9 protein-coding genes are annotated in these 16535 nt (G+C 60.1%); all 9 read right to left on the reverse strand.

Annotated elements, in window-relative coordinates:
- Positions 1-916 precede the first annotated feature (916 nt).
- The 9 genes from BMZ40_RS15070 to BMZ40_RS15110 all read right to left on the reverse strand — a co-directional run bounded on the left by BMZ40_RS15070 (position 917) and on the right by BMZ40_RS15110 (position 16519).
- A complete protein-coding gene (locus tag BMZ40_RS15070) occupies positions 917-1243 on the reverse strand; it encodes a hypothetical protein (RefSeq protein ID WP_092377651.1) in 327 nt (108 codons plus the stop codon).
- A 48-nt stretch (positions 1244-1291) separates the two neighbouring features.
- The gene (locus BMZ40_RS15075) at positions 1292-2008 is read right to left on the reverse strand and encodes a M48 family metallopeptidase (protein ID WP_177193212.1); all 717 of its coding nucleotides are present in this window, start codon (positions 2006-2008) and stop codon (positions 1292-1294) included.
- 34 nt (positions 2009-2042) lie between these two features.
- The gene (locus BMZ40_RS15080; RefSeq protein ID WP_092377657.1) at positions 2043-5636 is read right to left on the reverse strand and encodes a PEP/pyruvate-binding domain-containing protein; all 3594 of its coding nucleotides are present in this window, start codon (positions 5634-5636) and stop codon (positions 2043-2045) included.
- Positions 5637-5806: 170 nt separating this feature from the next.
- Positions 5807-9499, reverse strand: a complete 3693-nt coding sequence (locus tag BMZ40_RS15085; RefSeq protein WP_092377659.1) for a pyruvate carboxylase — start codon at positions 9497-9499, stop codon at positions 5807-5809.
- 17 nt (positions 9500-9516) lie between these two features.
- The gene (locus BMZ40_RS15090; RefSeq protein ID WP_092377661.1) at positions 9517-10365 is read right to left on the reverse strand and encodes a biotin--[acetyl-CoA-carboxylase] ligase; all 849 of its coding nucleotides are present in this window, start codon (positions 10363-10365) and stop codon (positions 9517-9519) included.
- Between the two features lie 24 nt (positions 10366-10389).
- Positions 10390-11661 carry a CheR family methyltransferase gene (locus BMZ40_RS15095; protein ID WP_092377663.1) on the reverse strand — a complete coding sequence of 424 codons (1272 nt, stop codon included), beginning with the start codon at positions 11659-11661 and terminating at the stop codon, positions 10390-10392.
- 28 nt (positions 11662-11689) lie between these two features.
- Positions 11690-12763 carry a protein-glutamate methylesterase/protein-glutamine glutaminase gene (locus tag BMZ40_RS15100; RefSeq protein WP_092377665.1) on the reverse strand — a complete coding sequence of 358 codons (1074 nt, stop codon included), beginning with the start codon at positions 12761-12763 and terminating at the stop codon, positions 11690-11692.
- A 24-nt stretch (positions 12764-12787) separates the two neighbouring features.
- Positions 12788-13237, reverse strand: a complete 450-nt coding sequence (locus BMZ40_RS15105; protein ID WP_092377667.1) for a chemotaxis protein CheW — start codon at positions 13235-13237, stop codon at positions 12788-12790.
- Positions 13238-13342: 105 nt separating this feature from the next.
- Positions 13343-16519, reverse strand: a complete 3177-nt coding sequence (locus tag BMZ40_RS15110; RefSeq protein WP_092377669.1) for a hybrid sensor histidine kinase/response regulator — start codon at positions 16517-16519, stop codon at positions 13343-13345.
- Between the last annotated feature and the right edge of the window lie 16 nt (positions 16520-16535).

Genomic DNA, 16535 nt, shown 5'->3' on the forward strand with positions numbered 1-16535 from the left:
ACGGTGGAACGCCCCGGGATCGATCGTTGCGTTGACGGCCCGGGATCAACACCGAGATTGGGCAGACACGTAGGTCTGCCCCTACGGGGATTCTGGCGGGGATTGTTTGGAATTGCGGCCCGATGGTACGGGCGAAAAATTTTTCGCCCGTGCGGTGGGACGCCCCGGAATCGATCGTTGTGTTGACGGCCTGGGATCAACACCGTGGATGGGCAGACACGTAGGTCTGCCCCTACGGGTGTTATGGTGCCCATTGTTTGGGATTGCTCCGCGATGGGGGGCGAAAAATTTTTCGCCCCTACGGTGGAACGCCCCGGGATCGATCGTTGCGTTGACGGCCCGGGATCAACACCGTGGATGGGCAGACACGTAGGTCTGCCCCTACGGGTGTTATGGTGCCCATTGTTTGGGATTGCTCCGCGATGGGGGGCGAAAAATTTTTCGCCCCTACGGTGGAACGCCCCGGGATCGATCGTTGCGTTGACGGCCCGGGATCAACACCGTGGATGGGCAGACACGTAGGTCTGCCCCTACGGGGGTCTGGGGGCATTGTTTGGGATTGCGGCGCGATGGTAGGGACGAAAAATTTTTCGCCCGTGCGGTGGGACGTCCTGGAATCGATCGTTGCGTTGACGGTCTGGGATCAACACCGAGATTGGGCAGACACGTAGGTCTGCCCCTACGGGGGTCTGGTGGGCATTGTTTATGATTGCGGGACGATGGTAGGGGCAAAAATTTTTCGCCCGTGCGGTGGGACGTCCCGAGATCATTCGTTGTGTTGTCGGACGGGGATTCTGGCGGGGATTGTTTGGGATCGCGGTGCGATTGTAGGGGCGGTCCTGCGTGACCGCCCTTCTTCGGCCATGCGTGACCGCCTGGGCAGACACCGCGGTTGGGCAGACACGTAGGTCTGCCCCTACGGTTGTTCGTAGAAGACGTATGTTGAAAATTCCGAAACCTCGAAATAGACCTTCTTTTCGTTTGCGCCGGGCAGGCCGTCCAGATTCGTATCCGCGATGCCGTATCCGAAACGGTATCCCCGGGCCTGGCTGTCGGAGGTGCCGTAGGCCGTCGAGAGTTTGTCTATCTTGATAAAACGGCGCACCAGCGTATCCCCGGAGTAGACCTCAAGCACCCCGTTGGTGCCGGTCCAGTTCTGGATGGTCCGGCCGAACTGGTTCTGGGCTTCCTGCGTACATCCGAAAAAACCAAGGGCCAGCAGCACAATCAGTAGTCGTCGCATGTCGTCTCCTTTTTTTGTTTTCCCGCCCGGACGATCCGTTACAAACCGTCACACGCCCTTGGCGCGCAGCTTGGACCAGCCCGGAAGCTCGTCCCAGGCCCTGCGAATTTCGGATTCATGACTGTCCGTGAACGGATCGAGCTTGCGCAAGGCGGACCGAAACGCGGGGCCGTGGTTGCGATGCTCCACATGACAAAGTTCGTGCAGAATCACATGTCTCGCCAGTTCCTGCCGTAAAAAAAGCAGCTTGGCGTTGAGACTGATCCCCAAACGAGCGGAACAGCTTCCCCATCGTCCCTGCTGGTTGCGTACCCGCACCCCGTTTATACCCACCCCATGCGCCGCCGCAAGCTCCCGACACAAGGGAACCAAATTGATTTTGCCCTGCTCGACAAGCCAAAGCTGCAAAACGAGCGCACCCGGAACAGTCTCTCCTTGCGGCAGGAAAATACGAAGCACGTCCCCGGTGGCCGCAAGCCTGGTCCGGGGCCCTGTTTCGTACTGAACGCGGTAGGTGCGATCCAGGAATGGAAGCTCGACAGCCTCGGGCAATGGATTTTGCCCCGGGGCTTCATTGCGGGCCGACATCTGGGCAAGATGGCTCTGAATCCATTTTTGATGGCGTTCGAGAATGGCCGGAACTTCGGAGGCCGAGACGCGGTAGGGCAAGACTATCTCAAGACCCTGACACGATCGCATCTTGAGCCAGACCTTGCGCGCGCGATGGCTGCGGGTAACTGTGACGGGAATGGATTGCCAGTGCATGAATGAAAAAGGGCGGCTTAAAGCCGCCCCGTTTTTACCAGATGTTTTCGCGTTGAGTCGCCAGGGCTTTGACCTGCTCGTCAAAGTCCGAGAATCCGGCCTGATGCAGGGCATCGAGCACCGTGGTTTCCCAATCCCAGTTGGAGTAGATGACCGGCTTGTGGAAGATGCTGCGGAAGGAGGCCAGCTCCTGGCGGTAGAAATCCTCTTTCACGCTGCCAAGATTGGACTGCAACTGCTCATGCAAGCGGGCCAGTTCCCCTTCATACCAGTCCATGAGGTCGGGACCGGAGGTGTTTTTCTTGAGAATGTGCTCGTAGCGGTTTTCGGCCAGGAGCATGTGCAGGCGTTCCAGGTGCTGTTCCTGAAGCCAGGCACCAAGACCCGCGAGGGGGATGTTCTCGGCTTCCACCTCGGCCACGTCAAACTTGGTCTGCTGGTAGGTGTCCGGCACGACGGACGCCGAGACGATACCCGCGATGCACACGAGACCACGGATGATCTTGGAGTTGGACACGCCCTGACCGCAGAATCCAACCTTCTTGCCGAACTTCTGACCGGTGAAGATGGTGGTCAGGATGGCCCAGACCACGGCCGGGTCTTCCTCGTCATAGATGTGGCGCAGCCGCGCGTTGTCGCGGTCCGTACCGAGGACCAGCTGGGTCATGTCGTTGGAGCCGATGGAGAAGCCGTCGAACTCCTTGATGAATTCCTTAGCCAGCACGGCATTGCTCGGAATCTCGGACATGAGGATGATCTTCAGACCGTTGTCGCCGGAGTGAATGTTGTGCACCTGTCCCAGATAACGCTTCATGGAGCGTGCTTCTTCCAGGGTGCGCACAAAGGGCAGCATCAGATGCAGGTTGGAGCCGCCGAATGCGCCGCGCGCCAGCTTGAAGGCCTCCAGCTCCCAGTCATGGATGTTGCGGGACACGCCGCGATATCCGAGCATGGGGTTGTCTTCATGGCCTTCGAAGAGCAGCCCGCCGAGCAGATTGCGATACTCGTTGGTCTTGTAGTCGGTGGTGCGGTAGACGATGGTCTTGCCGTGGAAGGCCATGGAGAAAAGGGCCAGCCCCTGGGCCAGGCTCTGGATGTAGAGCTCCTTGCCGCTGCGATAGCCGCGAGACTTGAGGATCTCCTGAATTTTTTCGGGCAGGGTGCGGACGTTGTCCATCTCCTGCTGCAGGCCGACTTTCTTGGCCACGTCTTCGCGCATGGCCGAGATCTTTTCCAGGGTGCTGACGATGACCGGATCGCGTTCGATGCGGGCCACGTCCTTGGCGATGGAGTCCTGAATTTCCAGACGCCTACGCTGGGAATGGGGATCAGAGCCAAGCAGCTCCAGCTCATCGGCATAGCCCATGATGACCGAGACATGATCTCTTAGATTGTGCGACGTCTTGAGCACTTCGAAACGCTGGGTGGCGAACTCCAGGTGTTCGTCAAGCTTCTTGTCCAGTTCGCGCAGCTGGCGATGGATGGCCAGCACCTCATCGGTGCCCTTGGCCCCTTCCCTCTCGGTCAATTCTTCCATCTTGCGGGCCAGACCCGTGACGATGCCCACGTAACTGCGCAACTTGATGTCAAGCGAGATGATGCCTGCGGCCATCTGCTCGAAGACGATCTTGGTCAGGTCGTTCTCGAGAAATTCGACCTTGGTGCCGACCACGGACTCCAGTGTGCCCAGGTCGTAGGCTTCGAGGGCCAGGGGATGCACGCCGATGTTGCCGAGCATGAACTCGGCACGCAGCAGCCCCACTTCAAAGTCGGGCACATCACGCAGCCGGGACAAAAACAGGGACTGCCCCACGTCGGCCAGAATGAGGCCGACCTTGGTCTTGGTGGCCGGCAGCTTGCTCACGTCGATCTCGCCGCCCACGTCGACGAGTGGCAGCAGGCCACGGTAAACCTTGCCCCGGGAGCCGTCCACGGTCACTTCGTGGTTGTCCAGGGTGCGCAGTTTCTCAAGGCGCTTGATGCCGATGACTGCCGGGATGCCGAGCTCACGCGAAGTGATGGCGGCATGGCTGGTGTCACCGCCCGCGTCGGCCATGATGGCCGCCGCGATGCGCATGCCGGGCACCATGTCCGGGTCGGTGCGTTCGGCGGCCAGGATGTTGCCCTTGTTGATCTTGTTCAGTTCCAGGGCGGAGCGCAGGTAGCGGACCAAACCCTGGCCGGCGCCACGGGACGCGCCATTGCCTTCGAGCAGCACTTCGGCGTCCTTGGCGGCGTCGGGATCGACTTCCTTGCGGCGCATGAAAATGGTGTGGGGATGGTGCTCAAGGTCTTCGTTCCACCGGGTCTCGGGACGGGCCTGCACGAACCAGAGGCGATCCCACTGGTCGATGCAGAACTCCGAATCCATGATCATGCCGCCGTAACCCTTGCTGATGCAGCGCACGCCCTTGGCCACGGACTCGGCCTGAGCCAGGGACAGGGACCAGCGGTAGGCCATGTCCTCTGCCACGGCCTCGACCTTGGTGCCGCGTCCGGATTCCTTGTAGATGATGCGCTTGTCCTTGCATCCCATGTAGCGGATGACGATTTCCTGACCGTCCTCACGCTGGAAAACGTAAAACTTGTCGGGGGTGACCAGGCCGCTGACCACCGCCTCACCGAGGCCGTAGCTGGCGTCGATGGAGACGAGATCCTGACGCGCAGTGCCCCGGCATCCGGTGGAGGTGTCGGCGGAAAAGGCCGTTCCGGAAATGACGGGGTTGATCATGCGCATGATGCACACGGACAGAGAAGTGTTCTCAATGGCCCACTCCTGCTTGGCCTTGACGCCGATGGAGTCGTCGCCGGTCTGCTCGGCCTTGGCCACGGCATCGAGGATGGCCTCGCGCCGGTAGGTCATGGAGCGCAGGTTGTAGGCGGAAGCGCAGTCCCAGTGGTAGGCCTGCACGACATAGTTGTCGCCGACAATGTTCAGGTAGGTGTCCTGCAATCCGGCAAAGGCCTTCTTGCGGCTGTCCTCGCCGGCTGCCGAAGAGCGCACGGCGACAGGCTCGTTCTCAAGGCCCGCTTCCTTGCAGATCTCAAGGTAGGCTCCGCGCACGGCGTCAGCCACGTCCTTGGGCAGGTCCACGGACAGGATGGCGGCCTGCACGAGCACGGATCTCTTGCGCAGCTGATCGATACCCTCGGGCGAAACGGCGAAGCCCTCCACCACGTTGTTGATGAAGGTACGCAGACGGATCAGGGTCCCTTCCTGCTTCTTGGCGGCCTCTTTCACGTCCAGGGCGATCTTGCGAACGAACTTCTGCAGAAATTCCGAATCCTTGTTGATCTCGGCATCGGTCCAGTCCATGGAATCATATGCCTTGTCCACCGAGGTACGGACCAGGGCGGCGTTGACCTTTGTCTCATCGAGAAGCTTGTGGAAGGCGATGGAGGAGATGGCCCGAAATTGGGGAGCCCGAATGCCTTCAATCGTGCTGATGATGGCGGTGTTGTAATTCTTGCCACCGACCAGCAGTTCGGCATCTTCGCCAATCGTCACGATATCCTTGCCGGTCAGGACGAGCTGCTTTTGAATCTGCTCAATCACTGCGGGAGGTGTGGTGACCTCCGTGGACGTATCGGCTTTCTTCTTGGAACTCTTCTTGTCGCTCTCAGCCATCTTCTCCTCCTCTTTCGTGCGCAAATCGAAAACAAGTGTGATCGCCCGGAAAAAAACTGGGCTTGGGGTACATGCCGACGTGTCTGTACGTCAACAAACCTGAACCTTCATGACACGAAAAAAATATATGCAAAAGTTCTTGACATAAAAGAACAGGCCCCGCGGCCTGTCTAAACCTTCTGACCGCAAGACGGGCAAAACTTGAAGTCATCCCGGGTCACCGGAGCCGAACAGGTCGGACATTTCCGAGGAGCAGGCACAAGCTCTACCAGAAGCTCCCCTTCCTTGACCGGTACCATTTTTTTGTCTTCCTGGTAATCGGCAAATTTGAGCACGCGCCCGACCATGCCGTCCACCGGAGCAAGAATGGATTTTTCCTGCTTCATGATCGATATATTGAAGAGTTCCTCTCCTTTCTTGACCATGTCGCCGGGCTTGACGTGCACGACCCACAAGTCACCGCTGGACGGCGAACCCACATGATACGGATTGCGGGAATCGGCCATTTCCAGACCGGAGTCATCCTTGCCCGAGGCCTCGGCCACCTTGACCTGCATGGAAAAGGATTCGGAGTCCAGGGAATAGGAAACAAGGCTCATGCCATGATCGTCCGGGCGCGAGATATGCTGCAGGGTCAGGACATGATGCTTGCCCTGGCTGTCCTTGAACATGACTTCGTCCCCGGCTTTGAGGCCTTCAAACCAGACATGCAGGGGCAGACGGTTGCAGTCTCCGTATTTGCCCACGAATTTGATGGTGTTCAGGGCGTCGCCCGGATGGTTCAGATACATGACCAGTTCCTCGTCCGTGGGAATCCGGCCGATATGCTCGACCAGGCTCTGCTGCTCCTTGGGCACGTCGATGTCCAGCAAAGTCGTAAGCGGGGAGGACTCGGTGCGCCGGGAAATGGCGTCACGGTATTCGGGACCAAAGGCGGACTCGTAGACCCAGTCCGGCGGAAAGCCCAGGGGCAGGCGTCCGAACTTGCCCAGAAGCAGATCGCGGAACGCGTCGTTGGCATCCTGGTAGATCTTCAGGCGCTCGGCGCGGGTTTCATCCGTCAGCATCTCCTCGGGCACGGTCACGACCTGATCGAGCACCGCCAGAAGCCTGCGCACTCCACGGCGTCCGCCGCGCTTGTATGCGCCGGTCACGGCCAGAAACGCGGTGTTCCAGGTGATCTGCGAACCGGGCGTGACGTCATGGTAGCGCACGATCTTGCGGATTCCGGCCAGGAACTTGAGCATGAACGGCAACAGATGGATGTAGCCCTGCTTCATGGCTCCTTCCTGAGACGAGGACGTCGCGCCACCGGGCATGCCGTGCTCGATGACGTCGTAGTCGATGCCCTGGAAATGCGGAGCCGTGTAGCGGTCGTAATAGGGCATGATCTGCTTGAGCACGAAGCCCGTGGTGCGGATCATGTCTTTGTTGAGATTGGTCTTCAGCCCCAGCTCCTCGATGTAGGCCGCCGTGGAGAGAACCTCGCCCTGACCGTACCAGCGCACGGCCGCGCCGATGGCCGCGTCCACGATATGCGCTCCGGCCTTGGCCGCCGCCGCCATCGCGGGCACGAAGAGGCCGTCGGTGTAGTGGCGATGCGAATGGATGACCAGTTCGGGATAGCTCTTGCGGATGGCCGAAACCAACTCGGTCATGAATATGGGGGGACAGACACCGGCCATGTCCTTGAGGCCCAGGATGATGAGGCGCTCGGCCTTCTTCTTGGAGCAGCCCGCCACCTGGGCGGTCATGTCGAGGATCTCCTGCACCACGCCCAGATAATGGGGTACGTCAAAGCCCTTGGCGTAGGACAGTGATATGGCCGGTTCCCAGATGTTTTTTCTGGAATTCAGGGCCACTTCGGCGAAGGGACGCATGTTTTCGATATGATTCAAAAAATCGAAACAACGAATGACATCGTAATGGTCGCAGATCATCTCGCCGGTACGACGCATGATGTTGCGCGGCTGCGGCTTGTATCCGAGCACGTTGGTGGAGCGGATGAGAATCTGCTTCAGGGTCTTGGGCGCGAATTCGTTCCATTCACGGGCTTCGCTGAAGGGGTAGGTCATGTTGGCCAGCATGGCGACGTGAAAATGCGCCCCGCCGCCGTTCTCCAGCGAGAAGAATCCGCAGTTGTCGAGATAGGGGCCGATGATGCGGTCTTCGGCCAGTCGGAAACGGTTGCCCGAGTTGGACTGGGTGATGTCGCGGGTGGTCGTGTCCGAGAAATGGACGTGATCGGAATCACGGAGGTAGGCAAGGGTCGCATCCCTGTCGCCACGCGGATAGGGATATTCGTAATATTCCGGCTCGATGCCCGGCAGCGAAGGCTTGAAGGCATCCATGCGCTTGCCGTCCTTGGTCCGGTATTCCCCGAGCTTGACGTGCGGGTTGTATCCGTGCGCGGAAATCTCGGCCACCAGGCGCGAAAGGCGCACGGCCTCGGATTCCTTGTCCATGTAGATCATGAGCTCAGGAGCGCTGGCCACGAACTTGGTGTCGTACTCTCCGGCGCGAAAGCGCGGATGCGCGATGATCTGGCGATGAAAGTGGATGGTGGTCTTGATCCCGCCGATGATGTACTCGTCCAGGGCCCTCTCCATGATCCCCAGCACCTTGCCCCACTGCGGACCGTAGGCGATGAGCAGGGAAGCCGCCGAATCGTACTGGGAGGGAAACTCGTACCCGCCGCAGACGCATGAATCCACGCGCACGCCGGGACCGCCCGGAGACATGTACCGGGTGATGCGTCCGGCGTTGGGCGAGAAATCGTTCTGCGGATCCTCGCAGTTGACGCGGACCTGAATGGCATGGCTCTTGGGCGTGCAGTTCTCCCGGTTAAGGCGCAGCTCGGCGCCGAAAGCCACGGCGATCTGCTCTTCCACAAGATCGATGCCGTAACGGCACTCGGTGATGCCGTGCTCGACCTGCAGCCGGGTGTTGACCTCGATGAGATAGGCGCGGCCCTCGGAATCGACCAGAAATTCAACGGTACACAGGGAATGGTATCCCACCGCGCGCACCAGCTGGCGTGAGTAATCCTTGAGCTTTTCACGCAGCTCCTCGGTCATGCCCGGCCAGGGAGAGGGAGTGATCTCGACCAGTTTCTGATGGTTGCGCTGCACGGTGCAGTCGCGTTCGTCGAAGGCGAAGACATTGCCGTACTTGTCGGCGATGACCTGAATCTCGATATGTCTGATGGAGGTCAGCAGGCGCTCCACGTACAGGCGCGGATTGCCAAAAGAGGCCTGGGCCAGGGTCGAGGCCTTGATGAAGGCGTCGGCCAATTGATCCTGGCTGAAAACTTCGTAGATGCCTCGTCCGCCGCCGCCGCCCTCGGCCTTGAGCATGACCGGCAAGCCGATCTCTGCGGCTACCGTCTTGGCCTCCTCCACGGAGACAGCGCCTTCGGAGCCAGGCACGACGGGGATGCCCAGCTTCTGGGCCAGGGTGCGGACCTGAACCTTGTTGCCCAAGAGACGCATGGCCTCGGAAGTGGGTCCGATGAAAATGATTCCGGCATCGGCGCATTTGGAAGGAAAGGAGTCGTCCTCGGAGGCAAAGCCCCATCCGGGATGGATGGCCGCCACGCCCCGAGCCTTGGCCAGGGCGATTATCTTGTCGATATCGAGGTACGCACGCGAATTCTCCCCGAGATGAAGGAGTTCATGGGCGCCGGAGGTAAAGGGGGCTGTCTTGTCCACATCCGTGGCCGTGATCATGGGCACGCCCTGAAAAACTTCCTTGATGGAACGAACGATTCTTCTGGCGGGAATGCCGCGATTGGCGACAAGAATCTTTTTGCCCCGGATCTCCCGGGCCACTTCTTCAAAACTGCGGGGAGTCTGCGAACACATATATTTCTCCGTATGCGTTATATTTGACTTTCCGACCAGCCCTCGGGACGCAGCGAACCGGAATGCAAGATCCGCCTTTCACCGTCGGCCAGAAGGATGATGCCGCCGTCCGGGCTTACCCCCGCATACGTTCCGCAAACCGATGATCGATTGTCCGAAACGCGCACCAAGGCCCCAAGATAGGCTAGAACAGGCTCGATTAACTGGGAAAACTCCAGAGGGGTCGAATCAGAAAGTTCAGTACTGTAACGGAGCCGACCAAAATTCACAAGCCGTAACCACAGGCCAAAAATGGACACTCCGCGCAAAAGCCCGCCCAGACTCGCCGCCACGCAGGCATGATCCCGGCGCAGGTCGGCGTCCTCTGGGCATGACGCGATGTTGAGCCCTATCCCGGCCAGCAGCACATCGCCCCGCTCCTCGATCAGGATTCCGCCGATCTTGCGGTCATGCAACAGAATATCATTCGGCCATTTGAGCGTTACCGGCACCCCAAGCTCGCCCAGTCCCCGGCACATGACCCAGCCGACCAGCACGGAGAGCATGTTTTGCCAGGTGCTTGGGGGCATGGGTAGCCGCCAGGCCGCGAACAGGTTTCCGGGCTGGGAAATCCAGTTCCTACGCATCTGCCCGCGGCCGGCCCACTGCCGGGTGGCCAGGACCGAATCCCAGGGGTCAAGGCAGCCCTGCCCGGCCAGGTGTCCGGCCACGTCAAGGGCCGAGGAGCAAGGCCCGCAAAGATAAACGCGCTCGTCCGACCGGTCGGCGCAAGGCTCTCCCGGACCAAGAATGGCGGGCGCGTCAGCGTGATCGGCGGAAAATGCGTCCGTGACGCCCTCGATATCAGGAGTCCAGAGGATGGGCATGAGCTTGTACCGGCAAAACGTGGATCAGGATTTGCTCTTTTGCTTCTTTTGCATGAGCAGGCGCTTGAGATCGGATTTGTCCCCCGCGCGATAAACCTGCGCGGGCTGGGACCGCACCGGAGCGGGGCGAGGCGCCATGGGGCGCGGAGCCTCTTCGCTGGAGGGAGCCTGCTCGACAGTGACGGCGATGGGCGCGGGTTCCGGCTCGACCGGCCGCGCGGGAGGCGCGGGGGCGGACGGAACGGACGCTGGAGCCGGACGTGGCGGAACAGCGGATGGCGCGGCAGTGGCGGGCACGGCGCGCGGAGCCGGACGCGGCGGAGACACCGAAGCGGCCACGGGCGTGGGACGCGGAACCGGGAGGGACGGCCGGGCGACGGAGGCCGCCGCTGTCCCTGCAAATCCCGGGGCAGGTGCCTGGGCGTAGCTGAAGCCCGTGGGCGTCAGCGGCGAAGAACCGGCGACAGGCTGATAAAAGATGGAGCGCATGTAGCGCTTCGGCTCGAACATGCCCGTCACTCCGGTCAGGGACTCGGTGGACCCGATCACCAGGGAACCGTCGGGTTCCAGCACGGAGGCGATTTTCTCGAAAACCATCTTCTTGTCGGCAGGTGTGAAATATATCGCAACGTTGCGACAAAACACTATGTCGAACTTGCCAAACCCCGCAAACGGCTTCATCAGATTGAATTTCTTGAAGACAGCCATGGCCCGGATCTCGTCCTTGATCTTCCACCCATCGCCCATAAGCGTGAAGTATTTGTTCAACGTCTGCTGCGACAGGCCTCGCTCTATCTCGAACTTGTTGTATTTTCCGTAGCTCGCCTTGGTCACGGCGTCATCGGAGATGTCGGTGCCGAGGATGGAAATCTGGAAATTGCTCAGGTTGCCGAGGGCCTCACGCAGGGCGATGGCGATGCTGTAGACTTCCTGCCCGGTGGAGCAGGCGGCGCTCCAGATGCGGATGGGAATGTTGCGTCCAGAGGCCGATTTCGAACGGGCGTCGATGAGGTCCGGTAGGATCTTGTGCTTCAATACTTCAAAGGGGGATGCGTCGCGAAAAAAAAGGGTCTCGTTGGTGGTGATGGCGTTGACGATCTCTTTTTCCATGTTGCCGCCACGATCGGCCTTGGCCTTGGCGTGCAGGTCCAGATACGAGGTGCAGCCGTACTGCTGCATCATGGATTTGAGCCGAGTCTCGATCAGGTAGGTCTTGGTCGAGTCCAGGGCCACTCCGCAAATGGAGTAGATGTATTTGGAGAGGACGCTGAATTCGTCCGCGGTGATGGTCGTCATAGTGCCGCCACTGTTGGAATTGGCATTGCTAACGCACCGTGCGGATGATCTCGGAGGCGATCATCTGCAAAGGTGAGACAACATCCACGACACCTGCCTCGACCGCGATCTTGGGCATGCCGTAAACCACGCACGACTCCTCGTCCTGGCCTATGGTCACGGCCCCGAAGCTCTTGAGCACCTTCAGGCCCAGGGTCCCGTCGCCGCCCATGCCGGTCATGATCACGCCGGTGGACAAGGCGCCGTATTCACGCGCAACGGAGCGAAACATGTAGTCCGCGGCCGGTTTGCAGTTGTTTTCGGGCGGATCGTCGGTGACCTGGATGATCTTTGCCCCGCCCGTGCCCGAAGCCACGCGCATGTGCTTGCCCCCGGGGGCGATGTAGATCACATCGGGACGCACGACCTCGTTGTTCTCGGCTTCGCGGACCTCGTACTGGCACTTGGAATCCAGGCTCTCGGCCAGGGACTTGGTAAAGACGGGCGGCATGTGCTGGACCACGAAGATGGGCACCCCGAGCTTTGGGAGCTGCGGCAGCATCTTGGTCAGGGCATTGGGCCCGCCCGTGGAAATGCCGATGGCCACGGCCTTGGACTTGCCCGTGCGCCGGGACGAAGCCAGCACTGACGGAGCCGCAGAAGACGGCGCGGGAGCGCCTGCGGACCTGTGCCTCTGCTTGAGCAGGGACCGAAGCTCCAGCCGCTTCGCAAAGGCCTTCACCCTTGGCTGAATGGCGCCCCGGAGGATCTGCACATTTTCCTGCATGCCCTCGGCGTCCGGCTTGGCGATAAAATCGAAAGCCCCAAGTTCCAGCGCGCGCATGGTGATGTCGCTGCCGCGCTTGGTCAGCGTGGAAAGCATGATCACGCCCACATCAGGAAAGCTCTTCTGGATCTCCTGCAGGGTCTCGAGTCCGTTCATGATCGGCATTTCCACGTCCAGCGTGATCAGGTCCGGCTTCAGGGACGCTATGCGGGTCAAGGCGATCTTCCCGTTATTGGCGGTGCCGACCACTTCGATCCCCGGTATCTCGGCGAGAATGTCGCCCACCACCTTGCGATACATTATTGTATCGTCCACAACCAGAACACGCAGATTCATCCAGACTCCTAGATATAATGAGACTTAATCGTCGGCCAGCACTTCACCGACATCGAGCACGGCGACAAGATCCCGGGAAGACTTGAGCACGCCCTGGAAATACTTGCCCTTGAGCCCCTTGATGTTGGAAGGGGTTGGTTCCATGTCTTCCCATTTGGACGTGACCACGTCGGTGATGCGGTCGACCAGCAGACCGATGTTCTCATCGCGGGAATTGACGATGATGATGCGGCTGGTCTCCGTGGCTTTCGAGGGAGCAAGGCCGAGCTTGCGGCCCAGGTCGATAATGGTCACGATCCTGCCGCGCAGGTTCATGATGCCAAGCACATAGGACGGCGCCTGCGGCACCTTGGTCATTTCCATCTGCCGGTTCATTTCCTGAATGAGATTGATATCAATCCCGCACAGGGCCGAACCTACGTAAAAGCAGGACAGCTGCAGGGCACCCGTCTTTTCTTTGGCCTGCTGTTTCATGCAATTCTCCTTGAAAGAGCTCTAGGCATCACTCATGCACCGCACACGCTTTTTTAAGATTGAAACCGTTTCGTGGATTGCGGGATTACCCCGCATCCAGGGCCATCAGGAGGCGTAACGCTTCAACCACTCGTAAATGGACTGCAGGAGGCGCTCCTTGTCCAGCTTTACCTGATAATCGTCAATACCCACGGCCTTGCCGCGCGCCATGTCCTCGTCTCCGGCCAGGGATGTCAGGGCCACGATGGGCATCATGGAGAAACGCCTGTCCTGGCGGATGCGCCGGGAAAGTTCGAATCCATCCATGTTCGGCATCTCGATGTCCGTGACCACGAGGTCGAATTTTTCGGGATCCGCGTCGAGCATGTTCCAGGCCTCCACGCCATCCTCGGCCACATCGACCATGTACCCGTCATCCTCGATGAACTTCCTGACCTGGTTGCGGAAGAAATCCGAGTCCTCGACCAGGAGCAGATGCGGAACCCCGACCTCGCCCGCGTCATCGGCGATTTCGATGCTGCCGCGCACCGCGAACCAATCGGGCTGAACCGTCTGGATGAGTTCGTAGATGTCCACGATGAGGGTGGTGTTGTCACCGATGACCGCCGATCCGCTGATGCCGGGCTGCTTCAGGGTGAAGCTGTCGAGAGTGACCTGCGCCTCGATGGCGTCCACGGGCGGCTTGGCCAGGAGGCCTATCTCGTGACCGGCCATGAGGAAGACGATGACGATGAGTTCACCGGAGATGTCGAGCAATCCGACATTGGTCGCCTGATCGAGGGAGAAGACCGGCAAGGTTCCGCCACGGTACTTGATGACCCGCCGTCCGCCGACCTCTTCGATCTCGGCGGCATCGATGAGTTCCACCCGGGCCACGAGGTCGAGAGGCACGGCGCAGTATTCCTGCGGCGTGTTGCGGAAGACGAAGAGGGAGAGTTTTTCCTGACCGGTGGTCGTCTCGGCTTCCTTGGGCGTCTGTACCGCCTCCCGGGTCACGCTCAGGCTGAGATCGCCCAGGCGTCCCAGGCCCGCCACATCGAGGATGAGCGCGACATGCCCGTCGCCCATGATGGTCGCGCCCGCATAGCCCTGGCATTCCTTGAAATGTCGGCCCAGCGGCTTGACCACGATCTCGACCGAGTCGTGGAGCTGATCGACGACCAGGCCGTACCGGAACTGTCCGGCCGAAACCACGACAAGATTGACATCGGCCGAGGCGCACCCAGATTCCCGGATGTCGCCGAGACTCTTCTCGCCGCGCAGGATCTCGCCCACCATATTGGAGGCTTCGCAGGAGTCGGCGTTGAGGCCCAGCACATTGGAAAGATACAGCAGCGGTATGAGCTCACCGCGCAGCAGGAGCACCTCGGCATCGCCCACCAGCTCCACGCGCTCCGTGATCTGTTCGACGGGAATGCGCAGCAATTCGTCGACGTTGACCTGCGGAATGGCGTAACGTTCCTGACCCACGGATACGAGCAGGCTGGGGATGATGGCCAGAGTCAGAGGCAGCTTGATGCGGATGGTCGTGCCCTTGCCCCGCTCGGTTTCGATATCGACCTGTCCGCCGAGCTGGTCCAGATTGGACTTGACCACATCCATGCCCACGCCGCGCCCGGAAACATCCGTGACCTGCTCGGCCGTGGACAGGCCGGGCAGGAAAATCAGGTTGGCCTTTTCCTTGTCGGACATGGACTTGGCCTGATCCGGCGAGATGAGACCACGACTCAGGGCCTTGGCCACGATCTTTTCGGTGTCGAGCCCGCCGCCGTCATCGACGATCTCGATGATGACCTGTCCGGCCTCGTGATAGGCCTTGAGCACGATGGTGCCCATGGCCTGCTTTCCGGCCTTGACGCGCACATCGGGCATTTCGATGCCGTGATCGGCGGAATTGCGGACCAGATGGGTCAGCGGATCGCCCAGGCCTTCGATGATGGTCTTGTCCAGCTCGACGTCGTTGCCTTCGAGCTGCAGGTCGATCTCCTTGCCCAGATTGCGGGCCAGATCACGGACCACGCGCGGAAACTTATTGAAAATATTGCCCACGGTCTGCATGCGGGTCAGCATGATGGTTTCCTGCAGCTCGGACGTGACCAGATCGATGCGCTGTCCGGCCACCTCGATCTGGTGAATGGCGCCAGAGGAAATGGCCTGCATGAGCTGGTTGCGGCTCAGGACCAGTTCTCCCGCCAGGTTCATCAGGTCTTCGAGCAGGCTGACATGCACACGCAGGGAGTCGGGCTGGGCGATGGCGGATTTGGGAGCCTTCGGATCGGACTTGCGGCCCGCATCCTCGTCGGCCGTCATCTGGGGCTCGGTCCGAGGAGCCGGCGTTGCAGGAGCGGCAGGAGCGGTCGGCGCCGAGGCAACGGGCTCGGCCAGGGCCGAGGCCAACGTTTCTCCGCTGAAAAGCTCCGATATCAGGGAATCAGTTCTGTCCTCGTTGGGAGTCTGCGGGGTCTGGTCCAGAAGCTCCTGGGCGAAATCGGCCACCGGGGCCGCCTGATCGGAAGGCAGGTCGATGCTCAGGGTCGTGATGAATTCGCTTCCCAGATCCAGAAGCGCGGGCATGATGTCGTCCTCGATGATGGAACCAAAAAGAACGAAGAAAGGAATGCGATTGGAAAAATCGTCGTCCTCCAAGGTGCCCACGGCCTCGAAATCGACCTTCAGATCGAGAATCACGCCTGTGGAGTCCATGCCCTTCAAAATATCAAAAATGGTCTTGTTCTTGCGCTGCACGTCATGGATCAGATCGAACTCAAGAAGATAGAGGTTCTTTCCCCCCTTCTTGTTCTGGAGCAGATCAAACTCCGCGACCTCGAAGACCACTCGTCCCCGACGATCCCGAACCTCGACCCGGCGATCCACGGAAGCCTTTTCCTCGCCTTCCAGATTGGCCGAAGCCGCCGCCGTCAGGGCCACGACATGATCGTCGATATACGCATCGTTGCTCTCGGCCACATTGGAGATCAGGTCACGCAGCTTGTCGAAGGCCAAAAGGACGATGTTGACCACTTCGGGCTCCGGGACAAGCTCGCGGTTGCGGACCATGTCCAGGATGTTCTCGATCTTGTGTCCAAGATCCTTGATCTTGGTCAGACCCAGAAACCCGGCGCCCCCCTTGATGGAATGCGCCGCGCGAAAGACCTTGTTGACCAGCTCCACATCGATATCGGCGCCCGCCTGTTCAATGGCCAGCAAATCGTTCTCGATATCCCCGAGGTGCTCGGCTGCTTCTTCCACGTACATTTGGAGAGTTTCGTCATCCATCATCATTGTGCGAACTCCATAT

The sequence above is a fragment of the Desulfomicrobium apsheronum genome, assembly GCF_900114115.1.
GTDB classification, from domain to species: domain Bacteria; phylum Desulfobacterota; class Desulfovibrionia; order Desulfovibrionales; family Desulfomicrobiaceae; genus Desulfomicrobium; species Desulfomicrobium apsheronum.

Coding starts and splice junctions, on each gene's coding strand:
- BMZ40_RS15070 (WP_092377651.1), bottom strand. CDS start 1,243: ATGCGACGACTACTGATTGTGCTGCTGGCCCTTGGTTTTTTCGGATGT.
- BMZ40_RS15075 (WP_177193212.1), bottom strand. CDS start 2,008: ATGCACTGGCAATCCATTCCCGTCACAGTTACCCGCAGCCATCGCGCG.
- BMZ40_RS15080 (WP_092377657.1), bottom strand. CDS start 5,636: ATGGCTGAGAGCGACAAGAAGAGTTCCAAGAAGAAAGCCGATACGTCC.
- BMZ40_RS15085 (WP_092377659.1), bottom strand. CDS start 9,499: ATGTGTTCGCAGACTCCCCGCAGTTTTGAAGAAGTGGCCCGGGAGATC.
- BMZ40_RS15090 (WP_092377661.1), bottom strand. CDS start 10,365: ATGCCCATCCTCTGGACTCCTGATATCGAGGGCGTCACGGACGCATTT.
- BMZ40_RS15095 (WP_092377663.1), bottom strand. CDS start 11,661: ATGACGACCATCACCGCGGACGAATTCAGCGTCCTCTCCAAATACATC.
- BMZ40_RS15100 (WP_092377665.1), bottom strand. CDS start 12,763: ATGAATCTGCGTGTTCTGGTTGTGGACGATACAATAATGTATCGCAAG.
- BMZ40_RS15105 (WP_092377667.1), bottom strand. CDS start 13,237: ATGAAACAGCAGGCCAAAGAAAAGACGGGTGCCCTGCAGCTGTCCTGC.
- BMZ40_RS15110 (WP_092377669.1), bottom strand. CDS start 16,519: ATGATGATGGATGACGAAACTCTCCAAATGTACGTGGAAGAAGCAGCC.